This window comes from Lactobacillus gallinarum (assembly GCF_002160635.1).
In the GTDB taxonomy this organism is placed as follows: Bacteria; Bacillota; Bacilli; order Lactobacillales; family Lactobacillaceae; genus Lactobacillus; species Lactobacillus gallinarum.
In genome coordinates this window covers 136336-154957 of sequence record NZ_NFKZ01000001.1, presented here as the reverse complement: position 1 = coordinate 154957, position 18622 = coordinate 136336, and the positions used below count along the sequence as shown (strand labels likewise).

The 18622-nt window shown below is 36.3% G+C and carries 16 protein-coding genes and 1 pseudogene; 15 read left to right on the top strand and 2 right to left on the bottom strand.

Features of this window, described 5'->3' with window-relative positions; translation table 11 throughout:
- The first annotated feature begins 9 nt into the window (after positions 1-9).
- Positions 10-1785 (top strand): oleate hydratase, encoded by a 1776-nt coding sequence (locus B5E95_RS00890; RefSeq protein ID WP_087175629.1) that lies wholly within the window; start codon positions 10-12, stop codon positions 1783-1785.
- A gap of 33 nt (positions 1786-1818) precedes the next feature.
- Here B5E95_RS00890 and B5E95_RS00885 read toward each other — a convergent pair whose 3' ends face one another.
- Both B5E95_RS00885 and B5E95_RS00880 read right to left on the bottom strand, forming a co-directional pair.
- Positions 1819-2511: a TVP38/TMEM64 family protein gene (locus B5E95_RS00885; protein WP_087175630.1), complete on the bottom strand. Its 693-nt coding sequence runs from the start codon at positions 2509-2511 to the stop codon at positions 1819-1821.
- Between the two features lie 105 nt (positions 2512-2616).
- Positions 2617-3645: a lactonase family protein gene (locus B5E95_RS00880; protein WP_087175631.1), complete on the bottom strand. Its 1029-nt coding sequence runs from the start codon at positions 3643-3645 to the stop codon at positions 2617-2619.
- A 152-nt stretch (positions 3646-3797) separates the two neighbouring features.
- Here B5E95_RS00880 and B5E95_RS00875 point away from each other — a divergent pair, with 152 nt between their 5' ends.
- From B5E95_RS00875 to rny, 14 genes and pseudogenes are all read left to right on the top strand, one after another.
- Entirely contained in the window at positions 3798-4064 is a 267-nt protein-coding gene (locus B5E95_RS00875; RefSeq protein WP_087175632.1) for a cation-transporting P-type ATPase, read from the top strand.
- A pseudogene (locus B5E95_RS00870) lies at positions 4051-5493 on the top strand (cation-translocating P-type ATPase); the annotation flags it as partial. The gene B5E95_RS00875 and the pseudogene B5E95_RS00870, both read left to right, overlap by 14 nt.
- A 70-nt stretch (positions 5494-5563) precedes the next feature.
- Entirely contained in the window at positions 5564-5944 is a 381-nt protein-coding gene (locus B5E95_RS00865; protein WP_025005491.1) for a PTS glucitol/sorbitol transporter subunit IIA, read from the top strand.
- Positions 5945-5960: 16 nt separating this feature from the next.
- Entirely contained in the window at positions 5961-7160 is a 1200-nt protein-coding gene (locus B5E95_RS00860; RefSeq protein WP_087175633.1) for an AI-2E family transporter, read from the top strand.
- 51 nt (positions 7161-7211) lie between these two features.
- Positions 7212-7772, top strand: a complete 561-nt coding sequence (locus B5E95_RS00855) for a tRNA (cytidine(34)-2'-O)-methyltransferase (protein ID WP_025005493.1) — start codon at positions 7212-7214, stop codon at positions 7770-7772.
- Positions 7772-8161, top strand: a complete 390-nt coding sequence (locus B5E95_RS00850) for a DUF1149 family protein (protein WP_025005494.1) — start codon at positions 7772-7774, stop codon at positions 8159-8161. The genes B5E95_RS00855 and B5E95_RS00850 overlap by 1 nt, the downstream gene beginning before the upstream one ends.
- Before the next feature lie 20 nt (positions 8162-8181).
- Positions 8182-10593, top strand: coding sequence for a DNA translocase FtsK (locus tag B5E95_RS00845; RefSeq protein WP_087235409.1), 2412 nt, complete (start codon positions 8182-8184; stop codon positions 10591-10593).
- Positions 10580-11794 carry a M16 family metallopeptidase gene (locus tag B5E95_RS00840; RefSeq protein ID WP_025005495.1) on the top strand — a complete coding sequence of 405 codons (1215 nt, stop codon included), beginning with the start codon at positions 10580-10582 and terminating at the stop codon, positions 11792-11794. Before B5E95_RS00845 ends, B5E95_RS00840 begins: the two co-directional genes overlap by 14 nt.
- The gene (locus B5E95_RS00835; RefSeq protein WP_087175636.1) at positions 11791-13047 is read left to right on the top strand and encodes a M16 family metallopeptidase; all 1257 of its coding nucleotides are present in this window, start codon (positions 11791-11793) and stop codon (positions 13045-13047) included. The genes B5E95_RS00840 and B5E95_RS00835 overlap by 4 nt, the downstream gene beginning before the upstream one ends.
- Positions 13048-13776 carry an elongation factor P 5-aminopentanone reductase gene (gene ymfI / locus B5E95_RS00830; protein ID WP_025005496.1) on the top strand — a complete coding sequence of 243 codons (729 nt, stop codon included), beginning with the start codon at positions 13048-13050 and terminating at the stop codon, positions 13774-13776. It abuts the gene before it with no gap.
- A 67-nt stretch (positions 13777-13843) separates the two neighbouring features.
- Positions 13844-14959: a helix-turn-helix domain-containing protein gene (locus B5E95_RS00825; protein WP_087175637.1), complete on the top strand. Its 1116-nt coding sequence runs from the start codon at positions 13844-13846 to the stop codon at positions 14957-14959.
- A 22-nt stretch (positions 14960-14981) separates the two neighbouring features.
- Positions 14982-15542 (top strand): CDP-diacylglycerol--glycerol-3-phosphate 3-phosphatidyltransferase, encoded by a 561-nt coding sequence (gene pgsA / locus B5E95_RS00820; RefSeq protein ID WP_025005498.1) that lies wholly within the window; start codon positions 14982-14984, stop codon positions 15540-15542.
- A 184-nt stretch (positions 15543-15726) separates the two neighbouring features.
- On the top strand, positions 15727-16824 hold the full coding sequence (gene recA, locus B5E95_RS00815) for a recombinase RecA (RefSeq protein WP_087175638.1): 1098 nt from the start codon (positions 15727-15729) through the stop codon (positions 16822-16824).
- A gap of 118 nt (positions 16825-16942) precedes the next feature.
- Positions 16943-18574: a ribonuclease Y gene (gene rny / locus B5E95_RS00810; protein WP_087175639.1), complete on the top strand. Its 1632-nt coding sequence runs from the start codon at positions 16943-16945 to the stop codon at positions 18572-18574.
- Positions 18575-18622 lie beyond the last annotated feature (48 nt).

Sequence of the window (18622 nt, the reverse complement as noted above, 5' to 3'; positions counted from 1 at the left end):
GATACCTTTATGTATTATTCCAATGGTAATTATGAAGCTTTTGCGGATCCTAAAAAGCCTGAAGGCGTAGATAATAAGTCTGCTTATATTATCGGTAGCGGTCTAGCTGGCCTTTCTGCAGCTGTCTTCTTGGTTCGTGATGCTCAAATGAAAGGTGAGAATATTCATATCTTGGAAGAATTGCCAGTAGCTGGTGGTTCACTTGACGGTGCTAAACGTCCAAACGCTGGCTTCGTTGTCCGTGGTGGACGTGAAATGGAGAATCACTTTGAATGTTTATGGGATATGTATCGCTCAATTCCAAGTTTGGAAATTCCAGGTGCTTCTTATCTTGATGAGTATTATTGGCTTGATAAAGAAGACCCTAACTCCTCAAATTGCCGTTTGATTTATAACCGTGGTGATCGTCTTCCAAGTGATGGTCAATACGGTTTAGGCAAATGTACTAATGAAATTGTTAAATTAATCATGACACCAGAAAAGGAACTTGAAGGAGAAACTATTGAGGAATTCTTTAGCGATGACTTCTTTAAGACTAACTTCTGGTCATACTGGTCAACAATGTTTGCTTTCGAAAAATGGCACTCAGTAGCCGAAATGCGCCGTTATGCAATGCGCTTTATTCACCACATTGATGGTTTGCCAGACTTTACCGCTTTGAAATTTAACAAGTATAACCAATATGAATCAATGGTAAAACCACTCTTGGCATACTTAAAAGATCATGGTGTTAAATTTGAATATGATTGTCACGTTCAAAATGTAGAAGTTGATCATGATGGCAAGCAAAAGATTGCTAAGAAGATCATTATGACTCAAAATGGCAAGGAAACAGAAGTTCCATTGACTCCAAATGACATCGTATTTATTACTAATGGTTCAATTACTGAGAGTTCAACTTACGGTGATCAAAATACCCCAGCTCCAATTACACATGCTAAAGGTAGTTCATGGAAGTTATGGGAAAATTTGGCAAAGCAAGATCCAGACTTTGGTCACCCAGATGTCTTCTGTGAAAACTTACCAGAACGTAGCTGGTTTGTTTCCGCAACTACTACTTTGAAGAATAAGAAATTAGCTCCATACTTTGAACGTTTGACTAAACGTAGTCTTTATGATGGCAAAGTTAATACTGGTGGTATTATCACGATTGTCGATTCTAACTGGGAGCTTAGCTTTACTATTCACCGTCAACCACACTTCAAGAGTCAAAATCCAGATGAAATTGTAGTTTGGATTTATGCACTTTATTCAGACACTGAAGGTAATTACATTAAGAAGAGAGTGGTTGACTGCAGCGGTAAGGAAATTGCCGAGGAACTTTTGTATCACTTAGGTGTTCCAGAAAGTCAAATTAGTGAATTAGCTAGTGAAGAAAACATGAATACTGTTCCTGTTTACATGCCATACATTACTAGTTACTTCATGCCAAGACATAGCGGTGACCGTCCAGCCGTTGTACCAGATGGTTCTGTCAACATCGCCTTTATTGGTAACTTTGCGGAGTCGCCAACAAGAGATACCGTATTTACTACTGAATATTCAGTCAGAACGGCTATGGAAGCTGTTTACACGCTTTTGAATGTTGACCGTGGTGTTCCTGAAGTATTTGATTCAATTTACGATATTCGTCAACTCTTGCGGGCAATGTACTACATGTCAGACAAGAGGAAGCTGGCTGATCAAGACATGCCACTCCCTGAAAAATTAGCTCTTAAGACAGGGATGCGCAAGATTAAGAAGACTTGGGTAGAAGAATTGTTAAAAGAAGCTAACTTGATGTAGTTTTAATGCAAAAAGAAAAAAGCTTGATTTTTATCAAGCTTTTTTTGTATGCTTCTTAACGCGCTTCATAATAAATAAAATCGCTGCAGCTATTAGGGCAACGGCCACAATCATGACTGCTGCCTTAATAATTCTGCTGGTGTCAAGATGCAAAATTGAGTCGCCACCATAAGCATAAAGATAAGCAAATGGACTTACCCCGATCACAATCGGAATCAATTGCTTTTTGAAATCATTTTTATTAATCAAAATATTGACATAGCTAACGGTTGCACTTGGAATAAATGGGATGAGATAGCCAATAGTTAGAGCGACCATCGGATATTTTTGTGTAGTTAACAATTTGTAGATCTTACTATTAGACATATGTTTAATGTCATATAGTTTGTGCAAAAACTGCATCAAGACGATTTGTCCTAAAATATCACTAATCCAGTTAACAATAAAGCCAAATGCTGGACCATACAAGATTCCATTCAAAACACAGAAGATACCATTAGATAAGCCGGGAATTGCCACACAAATGGCATTTAAAATAAAAAGAAAAGCTAAATCTTCGATCCCGTGGCTACGAACCATTTTAATTAACAATTCTTCATTATGGTGATCAAAATGAACTAGTAATTTTAATTCTGGTAGATAGCTTAAATATAATTTATATAAAAGCAATAATCCTAAAATTCCACCTAGAATAAATAGTATGATACGAATAATCTTTTGTTTCACTTGGTCACCTTCTTATTAATTCAGTTCTGCTTATGTCTATTTTACTTTAAATTTATGAAATGAAAAAGCCATGACTAGCATGTCATGGTTATTTTTCATTATGAGTTATTTGGTGAAAAGTACGCGAGTGCCTTCAGGAACAGGAATTTCTGTTTGAATTGGAGTTAAAGTTCCATTACCGCCATTTCTGATATACAAGGTAGCGTTATCTGTATTTTGATTTGCAGCTACTACGTATTTTTGATCGGCATCCCAGTTGAAGTCACGAGGGAAATCACCAAATGTAGAAATGCGCTGAACTAAGCTTAGGGTGTGGTTATCATTAATCTTAAAGACGGTGATAGAATTGTGGCCTCTGTTGGAGTTATAAACATATTTACCATCTTTACTAATGTAAAGTGCTGCGGCACCATTGTGTTCAGTAAAATCTTCTGGAATGGTCTTGTATGTAGCGATATTTTCGAAGTCCCAAGTGTCTTCATTAAATTTAACTACGTTGATTTTGCTAGATAATTCACCAACAACGTAGAAGTAGTTACCATCTTTTGAAAAGACGATGTGGCGAGTTCCAAAACCAGCTTCATTTTTATATTGAGCTAGGTGATGTAACTTGCCGTTTTCTAACCGGTAGAAGTCGACAGTGTCATTACCTAAATCGCAGCTAACTAAATTACCTGCGGGTGTTTCATCGAAGAAGTGTGGGTGAGGGCCATCGACTTGTTCTGGACGTGGGCCCAATGTTTCGGCCTTGTGAGTGACTTGATCGAGTAATTCTAACTTGCCGCTTTTATTGTAGTGGAATACAGATAAAACGGCGGTGTGGTAATTTGCGGTATAGATAAGCTTTTGCTCGCGATCAATACCAACATATGCTGGTGAAGCGCCAGGTGTTAAATAGCGATCGACTTCACTTGAACCATGTTCACCTAATTTAAAGACGCTGATACCACCTTCGTCACCTGCGTTGTTAATAGTAAAAATTAAATCGCCATCTTTTTGGAAATAAGTAGGGCCACCTACACTAATAATATTTTCAGCCTTGCCTAACTTAGCTCCATTATCTTCACCAGTAAAAGGCAATTCATAAATACCTTTAGAGGTCTTCTTAGTATAGCCACCGATTAAAACTTTCATATAATGCCTCCGATTTTTTAGAAAAAGTATTAACTGAGATAAGTATAGCATGGAAAATAATGAATCAGATTGTGACTTGTTCTCGTGAAAAGTGCTAGAGTAGGAAATATAAGGGAAAATAATAATTGTAAAAATGAGAAGGTGCGTATAGGATGGATGAAAATAAAATCCGTAAATTATATGCCCAGAATGAGGTTCAACAAGTTTTTACAAATTTGCAATCTTCTTCTGTATTATCGGACGAGGAAGCCGCTAAACGACTTAAAAAATATGGTACTAATACTATTAAAAAAGCCGCAGCTGAATCAGAATGGAAAACGTTTTTCAAAAACTTTTTTAGTATGATGGCAATTTTGCTTTGGATATCAGGGTTAATTGCAATAGTTTCCGGAACGTTAGAATTAGGAATTGCCATTTGATTCTGATCGTAAAAGAATGTCAACTGTTCATCGTTGGGATGATACGCATTATATTGTTATCACTAAAGGTTCTTATAGCGACACGATTAAGCAATGTGATCAAATCCAGGTTGATGGTAAAATTCGTCCGATGACTGAAGCAGATCGTCTTCGCGCTAAAAAGGCAAACGCTGATTATGCTTCTCGCGGATTGCGCAGTATGGCCCTCGCTTATAAAATAATCGATCATGGTGTCGATATTAATAAAATAAGTATTGCGTATGCGGAAAATCATTTAATCTTTGTGGGTTTAGCAACAATGAGCGATCCACCACGTCCAGAAATTTATGATGCAGTTAAACGTTGTCATCAGGCCAAAATTAGAATAATCATGGTAACTGGGGATTCAAAATTAACTGCTAAGTCAGTGGCTGTTCAAATTGGTTTAACTTCTGATCAAGCACGTGTAATTTCCGGTAATGAATTAGATCAAATGAGCGATGAAGAATTGCGTCATGCATTAAAAGATGAGGTAATCTTTGCCAGAGTTGCTCCAGAACAAAAATACCGCATTGTAAAGAATTGTCAGGCTAACGGTGAAGTTGTAGCTTCCACCGGTGATGGAGTTAATGATGCTCCGGCTTTAAAGCAAGCCGATATTGGAATTGCAATGGGAATGACTGGTACTGACGTGGCTAAAGATGCAGCCAATATGATTTTGACCGATGATAACTTCGCTTCGATTGTAGCTGCCATTGAAGAAGGACGTGCAGTTTATAGCAATATCCGCAAGTTCTTAACATATATTTTGACTTCTAATGTACCCGAAGCTATTCCGTCAGTGCTATTTCTTTTCTCGGCTGGATTAATTCCACTTCCTATGACAGTTATGCAAATTTTAACGGTTGATCTAGGTACCGATATGCTTCCAGCCTTAGGATTAGGTGCGGAAGCTGCCGATCCAGATATTATGAAGCAACCACCACGTAAAAGATCAGAACATTTATTGAACAAGGGTGTTATTATTAAAGCCTTTTGCTGGTATGGTCTTTTATCAAGTATTATTTCTACAGCTGCCTATTTCTTTGTGAACTATTAAAATGGTTGGCCTAACGTAGCTTTGGCTGCTAATGGCTCAATTTATATGCGAGCTACAACTATGGTTTTAGGTGCAATTGTCTTCACTCAGGTGGCAAATGTATTAAATTGTAGAACTAATACAGTTTCTGTTTTTAAAAAGGGATTATTTGAGAATAAAAATATTTGGTACGGCATTATTTTTGAAATCATTCTATTCGTTATTTTGACTATTACACCAGGCATTCAGCAGGTGTTCAATACAACTATCTTGACTGCTAGTGATTGGCTATTCCTATTCTTGTTACCAATTCCTTTAGTATTATTAGATGAACTAAGAAAATGGTTGATGTATCATCACAAAAATATCTAATAATTTGGGCTGCTTAAGTTTTTAAGCTGCTATTCTTATGCTAAAATTATTTTTAAGGAGATATAAGATTATGAAATGGATTTCAACTATTAAAAAAATTGGTAAAAAAGCTATCGATAATAAAGATGGCATGGTAATTTTGTTCGGCGAGGGTGCCAACAAAGACTTAGAAGATGTTTCAGTTATTCAAAAATTTAGTGATGAAACTCCAGTTAATGGCTTTGTCTTTAAAAAGGGCGATACGATTACTGTAGATGGTCAAACTTATGTAGCTAATTATGTAGGTCCAATGGTTGAAAGTAATATGAAGGCTTTGGGTCACGCTACTTTATTCTTTAACCGTCCAATTCCTAAAGCACCTTTAGCAAATGCGGTATATTTTGATCCAGATGTTGCTCAACCACTTCCAACCTTTAAAGTGGATGATGATATTGTTTACGAACACATTTAAATACTAGGACAGGTAGATGGATTATAAACAAAAAAGTAAAAAAGAAACCTTATTTAAAAAATGGTTTTTAGATAATCGGTTTAGTATTGTTTTATTAAACATCTTATTGTTCTTTTTAATTATCTGGATTTTTAAAAAAATTTCTTTTGTATTGAATCCTGCTTGGGTATTTTTTAGTGCGATTTTGCCGCCATTACTTTTAGCGGTTATTCAATATTATGTAATGAATCCAGTAGTAGATTGGTTTGAAAAGAAGTTTAAAGTACCTAGAGTTGCTACAATTCTTGTCTTGTTTCTGTTTGTTTTAATAGCTTTAATCTGGATTATCAATATCCTGGTTCCTATTGCCCAGAATCAGATTAATTCGCTGATTAAAAACTGGCCTCATATTTGGAACGATGCTGTTAATGCAACACAGAATGCTTTGCGTGATCCTCGTTTGCATGAGGTAAAAGGTAGCTTACAAGGCATGATAGACAATACGCAAAAAACTTTGTTTAAATCAGGGCAAAGTACTATCAACGCTACTTTAGGCAATATATCATCTGCGGTAAGTATCATTACAATGATTGTGATGACTCTGCTTACTGCACCGTTTATCTTATTCTTTATGCTCAAAGATGGGCATCAATTGCGTCCTTACATTACGAAATTTGCACCGGAGCATTGGCAACCTAGTTTTAGTCAGCTGTTGTATGATATCAACTATGCATTGGCTTCATATATTCGTGGTCAAATAACAGTTGCTTTTTGGGTAGGCGTCATGTTTGTAATTGGCTACATAATAATTGGCCTACCATATGGATTAGCTTTAGCTATCCTAGCCGGTTTTATGAATTTGATTCCATATTTTGGGACACCATTGGCTCTTATTCCGGTATTCGTAATTGCAATTATGACTTCAGGATCAATGTTAATTAAGGTTTTAGTGGTCTTTTTAATTGAACAAGCAATTGAAACTAGAATTTTAAGTCCTTTAGTTATGGGGAATAAAATGGAAATGCATCCCGTAACTACTATTTTACTTTTAATCGGTGCTAGTTCCGTTTGGGGACTATGGGGTGTAATTTTTGGTATTCCGATCTATGCAGTCTTGAAGATTATCGTGTCTCGCGTGTACAATTATTATCGAAGAGAATCTGAAATTTTTAGTGAAACAGATGCTGTTTCTTCGACCACGGGAGATGCAGATACAAAAGCAAATAATGCTAAATAAATTAAAGCGTGGTTTAAAAGCTGCGCTTTTTTAGTTTAAGGAGTTTTTGAAATGACAAATCACGTAGTTTTATATGAGCCGTTAATGCCAGCTAATACTGGTAATATTGCACGTACCTGTGCAGGTACCAATACAGTTTTAGATTTGATTGAACCTTTGGGTTTTCAAATTGATAATAAAAAAATGAAACGAGCAGGGCTCGATTATTGGGACAAAGTTGATGTACGTCGTCATGATGATCTGAATGCTTTTTTAAAGACTTTAGGGCCTAATGACGAAATGTATTTAATTTCTAAGTTTTCATCAAAGAATTATGTAGATGTAGATTACACCGACCCAAATAAAAATTATTATTTTGTTTTTGGTAAGGAAACTACAGGTTTACCTGAAACTTTTATGCGTGAATATTATGACAGAAATTTAAGAATTCCAATGTCAGATAATATTCGTTGCTATAATTTGTCGAATTCTGTAGCAATGGTCTTGCTTGAAGCATTGCGTCAACAAGGATTTCCAAATATGGAAACTGCACACCATTATGAAAATGATAAATTGAAGGATGATTATGATCGTCCAGAAAGATATGAACGTAATTTAGGAAGTGAAGAATAATGGATTTTGAGAGACAAACACCAGTAACTGTACAAGCATTTCACTATGATTTAGTTGATGAAGATACAGAACCAAAGAGCGATGTTAGAACTGGCATTCAAAAATTGGATGTAAGTCAAGATGATGAGCATTCAGAAGAAAATGGCAGCTATTATGATGTAGCTGTGTTCTATGATGTAGTTCCTGCACCAAGTGAATTTAGAGTAAGTGGAACTATTCATCAGGTTGTTCAATTAAAAGATTATCATGGTGATGGTTCTGATATCAGTAGCGCAGATTGGCAACTTTTAAGTCGACCATTGGTTGAATATATTGAGACTTTAACGTATGAAGTAACTCAAGTAACTTTTGACCAACCGGTTAACTTGAACTTTAAAGCCAATTTTTAATCACTAATTAGGGTGAGTACATGCCTGTAAAAAGGAAAAAAAGAAAGACAAAAAAGACATATTCTAAAAAGAAAACAACTAAAAAACAAAATTTAAATTGGAGTATTTTGGGGCTAGTATTTATTTTGCTAGCTGTTTTTGCCTTTGTTAGATTTGGTATTTTAGGTAAACAGATTGCTAATTTGATTCGCTTGTTTTTTGGTGATTCGTATCTATTAGCTGCTAGTTTATTAGCCCTTTTTGGGCTGGTAAATTTGATTTATAACCAGCCAGTTCATTTGTCAGTTAAACGTACAATTGGGCTTTCTTTAGCATTAATTGGTATTTTATTGATTCAAAGTAGCTTGTATTACGAGCATGAATTAGTAAATAGTAATTTCTTGAATTCATTCTGGCATGCGATGACTGCAGAATTTGGTCGTGCCGCTGTTACAGAAAGTGTTGGTGGCGGCCTGATTGGTTCGCTAGGTTATCAGATTTTCTATCCGCTATTAGGACAAATTGGGATCAAGATTTTTGCGTTCTTACTAATTCCTATTGGAATCTTGATGTTCTTTGATGTGAAATTCAGGACGATTATTGAAAAATTTCAATCCAGTAGTCAATTATTTATTCAAAAAAATAAAACCGCTGGTGTTAAGTTGAAGGACAAATATAGCGACGTATTGGAAAAAAGAAAACAAAAACGTGCTAATGACGATGATAAAAATATTTTCCCAGACGTTGCAGATTTTGATTCTGATGACAATGAGGAAGATACTAGTGTTAAACCTTCAAGTGAAGACGTGATGGTCGAACCAGATCCAGAGCCGGCTCCTGAGCCACAAATCCAAATTGCACCACAGCATGAAGAACCTGACAGCAAGGATTTACCTAAATCGCATTCTTTTGCTCAAGAAGATCAAAAATTGGTGCAAGAATTAGCCAATGTGGATCATGGTGAGTTAAAAACAGATACTATAGTTAACAAGTCATATAAAAAGCCTCCTTTGAGTTTATTAGATCCAATTAAATCAACTGATCAGAGTACAGACCGTGATTTAATTAAGAAAAATACTCAGGTTTTACAATCTACTTTTAAGAGTTTTGGTGTAAAGGTAATTATTAAAAAGGCCATTTTAGGCCCTACTATTACTCGGTATGAGGTTCAACCTGCCGTCGGTGTAAAAGTTAGTCGTATTGTTAATTTGGCTGACGATTTGGCTTTGGCACTTGCAGCCAAGGATATTAGAATTGAAGCTCCAATTCCAGGAAAACCTTTTATTGGTATTGAGGTGCCTAATCGGGCAACTTCAGTTGTATCTTTTAAAGATGTAATGGAACATCAAGATGCAAAGGCAAAAAAGGATCCAATGAATGTGCCATTAGGCAAAGACGTTACTGGAAGTACTATTTCCGCTAATTTGGCAAAAATGCCACACTTATTAATAGCTGGGTCTACTGGTTCTGGTAAGTCTGTTGCCATCAACACTATTTTGGCAAGTATTTTGATGAAAGCCAGACCAGAAGATGTAAAGCTAGTTTTAATTGATCCTAAAATGGTAGAACTTTCTGTTTATAACGGAGTACCACACTTGTTAATTCCGGTTGTAACAGATGCTAAATTGGCTTCTAATGCATTGCGCAAAGTAGTTAAAGAAATGGAACGCCGCTATAAGTTATTTGCGGCAGGTGGCGTTCGCAACATGGGCGAATATAATCAAAAAGTCGCTGAAAATAATCAGGATAAATCTAAGCCTGCAATGAAGCCATTGCCGTATATTTTAGTAGTGGTTGACGAACTTAGTGACCTGATGATGGTTGGTGGCCATGATGTTGAAGGAGCAATAGTTCGACTAGGACAAATGGCTCGAGCTGCCGGAATTCATATGATTTTAGCTACTCAGCGTCCAAGTGTAGATGTTATTACTGGTTTAATTAAAGCCAATGTTCCATCTCGTATTTCTTTTGCTGTATCTAGTGGTGTAGATTCTAGAACTATTTTGGACCAAACAGGAGCTGAAAAACTTCTAGGTCGTGGTGATATGCTTTATATGCCAATTGGTGCTTCAAAACCTGAACGTATTCAAGGTGCTTATATTGCGAGTGATGAAGTTGAACGTGTAATCGATTGGGTAAAGAAGCAACAAAAAGTTGACTATGATGAGACTATGATTCCTAAAAAGGGCGAAAGCTCATCGGCTTCTGATAATGGAAACGATGAACCGGAAGATGAATTTTATAATCAAGCTGTTGATTTGGTTCGTCGTCAGCAAACAGCAAGCGTATCTATGTTGCAGAGACGTTTTAGGATCGGTTATAATCGGGCTGCAAGAATCGTGGATGAGATGGAAGCTAAAGGAATTGTGGGACCTTCTGAAGGTTCAAAGCCACGTCAAGTATTAGTCCCACCAGTAAAGAATGAAGGTAATGGAAATAATGCTAATGACTAATATTACAATTAGGAAAAATAAGAAATTTACAACAGCCGCGTTGGGCTGTTTTTTGCGTTTACCGCTGACAAGTCACAATTTAGCTTTTGCAAGCTTGCTATCACGTTTGCAGTCAAACACCAGTATGTTATATCCACAAATTGCGGAGCAGACTCGAAGATTGGCCGATTTATATGATTTGCAATTGGATATTATGCCTCAGCTTTTTGGTAAAGAAATAATTTTGACTTATTATGCAAATTTTGTTGAACCAACTGAAGTACTGGATCCAGAGTATGTATGTCAAGAAATAATTCAAACTATTAGCGAAATTATTACTAAGCCAGATTGTACTCCGGAGATGTTGGCCTATGCGAAAAGACAACTAGAAGATGATTATCGCGAGTTAATGGAGCAGCCTGCCAATTATGCCATCGATCAATTCTTTAAATTATGGTACCGGGATCAGCCAGATTATGCTGAGAATTTTATGGGACCAATTGATGAAATACAAAATGCTACTGTAGATGAGGTAAATCGTTACATTGAGAGTCTGCGTGATGTCCCTGTAGCCGTAATTGGCATGGGACGTGACCACCAGTTAATGACTAAACTAGCTAAATTTTATTTTACCCAGGCTGGTATTATAAAGAATTTCCAAACCACTGGCTTAACTATTCCTGCTAACAAAAACTTAATTGAAAAAGTTGATGAACAAGGCAATGCGCAAGCACAATTGTTAATGGGCTTTGGTATTAATCATACAATTAATTATCAGGAACAAATTGTAGGCTTACTTTTAAGTCAATATTTAGCGGGAGACCAATCATCTAAGTTGTTTAGTAAAATTCGTGAAGAATTAGGTGCAGCTTATGCTGTCGAGGCTAGCTGTTTTGCTAATAATTCTCTGTTTTTAATTAATGCTGGATTGGATCCCGATCAAGTAGAATCTGCTAAGCGAGTGATATTAAATGAAATAGAGAATTTGGCTGCTGGCAATGTAGATGAAGAACTTTTTAAGAAAGCTCAAAAGGCCTTGTATAGAAATACTAAAATTGGTTTAGACAGTCAAAATTGGCAAATGGGTCAAGCCTTTCGAGGAGAATTATTTTCAGACTATTTAGATTTTGATCGAGAGACTGCTATTAAAAAGGTCACAACTCATCAATTAGTCAGTTTTGTTCAAAATTTATTCTTTAATGAAAGCTATATTTTAAAATGATTACACCAAAAATTATTAAAAGAGAATATAAATCTGGTTTTAAAGCCGAGATTATCCTGAAGCCCCATTTTTATCAACGCTTTTTTGGTATTATTATTGATTTCGGCAGTAGTGATCCCCAAAAAGTAGCGGGTTCTGCCCACTTTTTGGAACATAAATTATTTGCTAAAAAAGATGGAGATATTTCTTCACAATTTGAAGAAATTGGCGCAGATGTTAATGCATTTACCTCCTTCAATGAAACTATGTTTTATTGCAGCGGGATTGAACACACCCCCAAGATGATTGATCTGTTGTTTAGATTAGTAGGCGAGCCATATTTTACTAAACAAAATATTGCCAAAGAGGCTCCTATAATTGAGCAAGAATTGGCAATGTACCAGGATGATCCGATGTGGAAAGTAAACAATGCCATTATGACGAGCATGTTTGGTAATTCCAATTTAGGGACCGAAGTAGTTGGGACTAAAGAATCGATTAATCAGGTAACCAAGCAAAATTTGACTAAGGTTTATACTGAAAATTATGTGCCTACTAAAATGCAATTTGTTGCTTGTGGTGATTTTTCGGATAATCAAGTTCGAACCATTTTGCGTCAAGTAGGTAAATTGCAAACTAAGTATCTAGCTGATCGTAAAGATGTTTCGACTCCGGTTTCTCAACCAGTGGGTGAGCTTTCAGATCAAGTTTTGCAAGCTAAAGGAAATTCAAAAGCTTTTGGATTGGGTATTCGATTTAAAAACTTTAAGAAAGTATTATCTAGTTCTGATTTGACTCAAATTCTGCTAGAAATAATGTTAGAATCAAAATTAAGCGTGATGAGTCCTTGGTTTGAGAAAATGCGCAAGGAAAAGCTGTTGGCTAATCCTTTGCAAATTTCAGTTAACTATACTAGACAAGGCGATTTTGCTACTATTTTTGGAGTTAGTGCAGATAATCAAAGAATAATTGAGGAGATTAAACGCGTTTTAACCCAACCTATAGATCCTAATTCTGAGCAATATCGTTTTATTAAAGAGAATTTTGTTTTGCAGAAGAAAGAATGGCTGGCCCGTACTATTCGGACAATGAATAATCTTTCATATTTTGCAATTGAAATGATTGAAGAAAATCTTGACCATGAAGATTTTCAACTTAATTTATTAAAGTTGCAGACGATGGGCTTTGAAGAATTCGATCAAATTTGTCAAAAGCTGATGAAAGATAGCACTATTTGCTCGGCTTATTTAAACTCTGATAAGGAGGAGCAATAAATGAAGCGTGCAATTGTATTCGGTGCTACAGGTGGCATAGGACAAGCAATTTGTCGTGATTTGGCTGAAGATGGCTGGTCTCTTTATTTGCATTACAATTCCAAAAAGGAAGTTGCTGAAGAATTAGGTCAAAAGTTGTTTACTAAATATCCTGACCAGGATTTTATGCCGATTAAGTTAGATTTTGAAGTTGATGATGCACAATTAAGTGAATTTGTTCAAAATTTATTGCCGGTTAATGCAGCAGTTTTTGCTCAAGGGGTCACTAATTACGGCTTTCTAGGGGATGAAGATCTTGATAATATTACAAGATTAATAAAAATCAATCTGACTGTACCCATTAAATTAACTAAATTACTGGAGCCGCAGCTAATGAAACAAGGTTTTAGTCGAATCGTTTACTTAGGTTCGGTTTATGGAGGCTACGGTAGTGCTCTGGAATCGGTATATAGTGCCACTAAAGGTGGGTTAAGTCGTTTTGCGCAGGCTTATGCACGTGAAGTAGCATCAAATAATTTGACGGTTAATGTAATTGCACCAGGTGCTGTAAAGACTAATATGAACAGTATTTTTTCAGAAGATACTATTGAGGAAGTTCAAGAAGAGATTCCTGTTGGTCGTTGGGCTGATGGAAAAGATATTTCATATTGGATCAAAGTGTTGCTGAATGAACGAAGCAGTTACCTTACTGGTCAAACAATTTATGTTACTGGAGGCTGGCTTTTATAACTAAGAAGTTGTAAACGAAATTTTATGGTATACTCAATTTGTTAAATTTAATTTTGAAGAGGTTAATATGGCAGACATCGGAGAGAAATTAAGGAGTGCTAGAGAGGCAAAGGGACTTTCAATTGAAGATATCGAAAAAGCAACTAAGATTCAAAGTAGATATCTAACAGCAATTGAAAAGGATGAATTTGATAAGCTTCCTGGTGACTTTTATGTTAGGGCATTTATTCGACAATACGCTCAAGTAGTTGGATTAGATGGGAAAGAATTACTCAGTGACTATCATGAGGATGTTCCAGAAGCGGATCCTGATGAATATGTAGAGAATTCAATTGATAATAAGAGCGAAGAGGTTCGTGAAACTACAAATAACAAGAAGAATTTGTGGAAGAATTACTTGCCAAGAATCGCAATCGCATTAGGTGTAATTATCGTAATCTTAGTTGTATACGTATTGTATGCACGTATTTCATCAAGTGGTCAGCATCATGATACTGATAACAGCGGCGTAACTGTATCATCACAGAAGACATCATCGTCATCTTCTAAGAAGACTAAGCCAGTTGCTGTAAATACAGTTAAGATTAAAAAGATTAATGACAATGAATACCGTGTCCTTGGTCTTAAGAGAAATCGTCGTTTAGTTGTTAAGGCAGGTTCAACTCAAAATACTTCTGCGGGAGTACAAATTAATGGCAATGCAAATAGCTGGCAAGGAACTTTAATTGCTAAGCAAAAGCATACCCTTACTTTACCTTCAAACGCTGAACGAGTTGTAATTACCTTGGGTAATGATAATGGTAGTTCGATTAAGATCGGTGGCAAGAAGGTCCCATACGTACCTAATAATAGCTACAGAACAATTACTTTGTTAATTGGAAAGGCTAAGAAGACTACTACTCATCATACTGATGACAATACTAGTCAAAATGGAACGACTAGCGATAATAATACTAATAACAGTAATACTACTACTCAAAATCAAACTCAGAGCAGCTCTACTACTAGACACAACACTCAAACTAGTCACCAACAATCATCAGCTGCTCAAAGCAGTCAAACAAGACAAAGTAGTCAAACACAACAATCATCAGCTACTCAATCATCAACAACCACTACGCAAAATAACAATGCCGGTGGAAATGATAATGGTGGCAGCGGTGATGAAAATAATGGTAATTAAAGCTTAGGAGAAAATAAGAAGAATGAATTTACCTAATAAACTTACTGTTTTTAGAATCTTTTTGATTCCAGTATTTATGTTAATTATAATTTTCGGTGGGGATGCTCATACTGAAGCCGCTGGTTCAACTGTTGTTTGGAGCTGGGTAATTGCAGCTATTGTTTTTGCCGTAGCTTCAGCTACTGACTGGTTTGATGGTCATATTGCTCGTTCACGCAACATGGTTACCAACTTTGGTAAGTTTGCTGATCCTTTGGCAGACAAGATGTTGACTATGACTGCATTTATTTTCTTAGTTGAATTGAAGCTTGCTCCAGCTTGGGTTGTTGCAATCATCGTTTGTCGTGAATTAGCAGTTACTGGTTTGCGCTTGATTTTAGCTGAAAACAAGGGACAAGTTTTGGCAGCTAAAATGCCTGGTAAGATCAAGACTACTTGCCAAATGTTATCAATCATCTTCTTATTGATCGGTAACTTCTGGTACATCGGTACAATTTTACTTTACCTTGCATTGATCTTTACTATTTACTCAGGTTACGACTACTTCCACCAATCATGGGGCGTATTCAAAGGATCCATGTAAAATTAAAGATAAATTAAAAGAAGCATAGAATTGCTTCTTTTTTTATTTTCTCAAAAAAAAAATTACCTTTTTTTGCGTATTTAATAGTGTAGGCTAAATACTTTGAACATTAGTTTGTATATTGCTTGCAAAGTAGATAATGATCAAAGTATAATTATTGAGTACAAAAATTTAGGAGGAAAACATGCCCAAAGATGAAAAAAAGGCTGCTTTAGATGCAGCGCTCAAGAAAATTGAAAAGAACTTTGGTAAAGGTGCTGTTATGCGTATGGGTGAGAAGGCCGATACTCAAATTTCAACAGTTCCAACAGGTTCACTTGCTTTAGATGCTGCTATTGGTGTTGGTGGCTATCCTCGGGGACGTATTATTGAAGTATATGGACCTGAATCATCTGGTAAGACTACTGTTGCTCTTCATGCAGTAGCTGAAGTGCAAAAACGTGGTGGTACAGCTGCATATATTGATGCTGAAAACGCAATGGATCCAGCATACGCTGAAGCTTTAGGTGTAGACATTGATTCACTTATTTTGTCTCAACCTAATACTGGTGAAGAAGGACTACAAATTGCTGATACTTTAATTTCTAGTGGTGCTATTGATATTGTGGTTGTCGACTCTGTTGCTGCTTTAGTTCCACGTGCAGAAATTGAAGGCGAAATGGGGGATGCCCATGTTGGTCTTCAAGCTAGATTAATGAGTCAAGCTTTGCGTAAGTTATCAGGAACAATTTCCAAGACTAAGACTATTGCAATTTTCATTAATCAGATTCGTGAAAAAGTTGGGGTTATGTTCGGTAACCCTGAAACTACACCTGGTGGTCGTGCTCTTAAGTTTTATTCAACTATTCGACTTGAAGTAAGAAGAGCAGAACAGATTAAGCAATCTGGTGATGTAATTGGTAACCGCGTCAAGATTAAAGTTGTAAAGAACAAGGTTGCTCCACCATTTAAGGTAGCAGAAGTAGATATCATGTATGGTAAAGGTATTTCTCAAAGTGGAGAATTACTTGATATGGCTGCTGACAAGGATATCATTGATAAGGCTGGATCATGGTATTCATATAAGAGCGATCGTATCGGCCAAGGACGAGAAAATGCTAAGAAATATCTTGAAGATCATCCAGATATTTACCAAGATATTCAACAACAAGTTCGTCAGGCATATGGTATTGATGAGAAATCAGTAGCTGATCGTGAAGATCCTGAAAAAATAAAGGAAAAGCGTGAAAAGACTCAAGCAGAGAAGTCTGCTAAAGCTAAAAATACAACTGATGATAAATAAAAAATGATTTTTACCTTGGAATTATGTTCCAAGGTTTTTTCTTGTGGATTGACATGGACCAACAGGTTCTTTATCATAAAAGTTGTGTGAATAATTCTAAAAAAAGGCGATAGTAATCATGAATACAATTATTATGATTCCCGTCGCAACTGCCATTGTTTCAATTTTGGTGGGTACAGTGATTGGCTATGCTATTCGTAAACATTCTTGGGAACAAAAAGCTCAGAATGCACAAAATGATGCTGATCATATTTTAGCCGATGCTCGAGCACAAGTAGCTGCGGTAGAAGCAGAGGTTAATGCACAAAAGCAAGCAGCAGAAGCTGTTAAGCAAAGTGCTGAAAATACTAAGAAAGAAAAAATTCTTGAAGCTCAAGAACAAATTCGTGATTATAAGCAAAAGACTGAAGACAAGTTAAATTTAAAAAAGGATGATTTAGCTCGTCAAGAAAATCGTTTAAAGCAACGTGAAGATACTTTAGATCACAAAAATTCTTTGTTAGATGAAAGAGAAGCTGGACTCACTCAAAAGGAAGATCAATTAAAGCAGCAAGATACTAGCTTAAAGGCAAAATTAGCTGAAGCTGATGAATTAGTTGAAGCTAGACGGCAAAAGCTTTATGACGTAGCTAAGTTGGATAAAGAAGAAGCAAAAAAGATTGTGCTTAATAAATTATCTGATGAGCTTGTTAAAGAACGTGCCGAATTGATTAGAAATAGTAATGAAGAAGTTAAAGCGAAAGCTGATCATTATGCTAACCAAATTATAGTTGATGCAATTCAGAGTAGTGCAGCAGATACTGTAGCAGAAACTACCGTGTCTGTTGTTGATCTACCAAATGAAGAGATGAAGGGACGTATTATTGGACGTGAAGGTCGCAATATTCGTTCATTTGAAGCTTTAACTGGTATTGATTTAATTATTGATGATACACCAAAGGTTGTAACTTTGAGTGGCTTCGATCCAATTAGACGTGAAATTGCGAAGAGAGCAATGGAACGTTTGATTAAGGATGGGAGAATTCATCCAGCTAGAATTGAGGAAATGGTTGATAAAGCTCGTAAAGAAGTTAATGACGATATTTATGAAGCTGGTGAAAGTGCCTTAATGGAACTTGGAATTCACCGTATGAATCCAGAACTCGTTAAGACGCTTGGACGACTCAAGTATCGTACTTCATATGGGCAAAATGTCTTGTCACACTCAATTGAAGTTGGTAAATTAGCTGGTACTATGGCTGCCGAATTAGGTCTAGATGAAAAATTAGCAGTTCGCGCGGGATTATTACACGATATTGGTAAAGCCATCGATCATGATATTGAAGGTTCACACGTAGAAATTGGTGTAGAGTTGACCCGTAAATATCATGAATCCGATGTTGTAGTTAACGCGATTGCTGCACACCATGGTGATGTGCCTAAGTTATCGTTTATTGCTGAACTTGTAGTTGCAGCAGATACGATTTCTTCAGCTCGACCAGGTGCAAGAAGTGAGAGTCTAGAAAATTACATCAGGCGTTTGACCGAATTAGAAAAGATAGCTAAGAGCTATCAAGGTGTCAAGCAGGCTTATGCCATTCAAGCGGGACGTGAGGTTCGCGTGATGGTAGAACCTGATGAAATTTCAGATGATCGTACAGTTATTTTGGCACGGGATATTCGTAATCAGGTTGAAAAAGAACTTGATTATCCTGGTAATATTAAAATTACTGTTATCCGTGAAAAACGAGTTGTAGCGATCGCTAAATAAATTTAAAAAGGTTTGAAATTAAAAGTTTCAAACCTTTTTTGTTATTTG

Coding starts and splice junctions, on each gene's coding strand:
- B5E95_RS00890 (WP_087175629.1), top strand. CDS start 10: ATGTATTATTCCAATGGTAATTATGAAGCTTTTGCGGATCCTAAAAAG.
- B5E95_RS00880 (WP_087175631.1), bottom strand. CDS start 3,645: ATGAAAGTTTTAATCGGTGGCTATACTAAGAAGACCTCTAAAGGTATT.
- B5E95_RS00875 (WP_087175632.1), top strand. CDS start 3,798: ATGGATGAAAATAAAATCCGTAAATTATATGCCCAGAATGAGGTTCAA.
- B5E95_RS00865 (WP_025005491.1), top strand. CDS start 5,564: ATGAAATGGATTTCAACTATTAAAAAAATTGGTAAAAAAGCTATCGAT.
- B5E95_RS00860 (WP_087175633.1), top strand. CDS start 5,961: ATGGATTATAAACAAAAAAGTAAAAAAGAAACCTTATTTAAAAAATGG.
- B5E95_RS00855 (WP_025005493.1), top strand. CDS start 7,212: ATGACAAATCACGTAGTTTTATATGAGCCGTTAATGCCAGCTAATACT.
- B5E95_RS00850 (WP_025005494.1), top strand. CDS start 7,772: ATGGATTTTGAGAGACAAACACCAGTAACTGTACAAGCATTTCACTAT.
- B5E95_RS00845 (WP_087235409.1), top strand. CDS start 8,182: ATGCCTGTAAAAAGGAAAAAAAGAAAGACAAAAAAGACATATTCTAAA.
- B5E95_RS00840 (WP_025005495.1), top strand. CDS start 10,580: ATGCTAATGACTAATATTACAATTAGGAAAAATAAGAAATTTACAACA.
- B5E95_RS00835 (WP_087175636.1), top strand. CDS start 11,791: ATGATTACACCAAAAATTATTAAAAGAGAATATAAATCTGGTTTTAAA.
- ymfI (WP_025005496.1), top strand. CDS start 13,048: ATGAAGCGTGCAATTGTATTCGGTGCTACAGGTGGCATAGGACAAGCA.
- B5E95_RS00825 (WP_087175637.1), top strand. CDS start 13,844: ATGGCAGACATCGGAGAGAAATTAAGGAGTGCTAGAGAGGCAAAGGGA.
- pgsA (WP_025005498.1), top strand. CDS start 14,982: ATGAATTTACCTAATAAACTTACTGTTTTTAGAATCTTTTTGATTCCA.
- recA (WP_087175638.1), top strand. CDS start 15,727: ATGCCCAAAGATGAAAAAAAGGCTGCTTTAGATGCAGCGCTCAAGAAA.
- rny (WP_087175639.1), top strand. CDS start 16,943: ATGAATACAATTATTATGATTCCCGTCGCAACTGCCATTGTTTCAATT.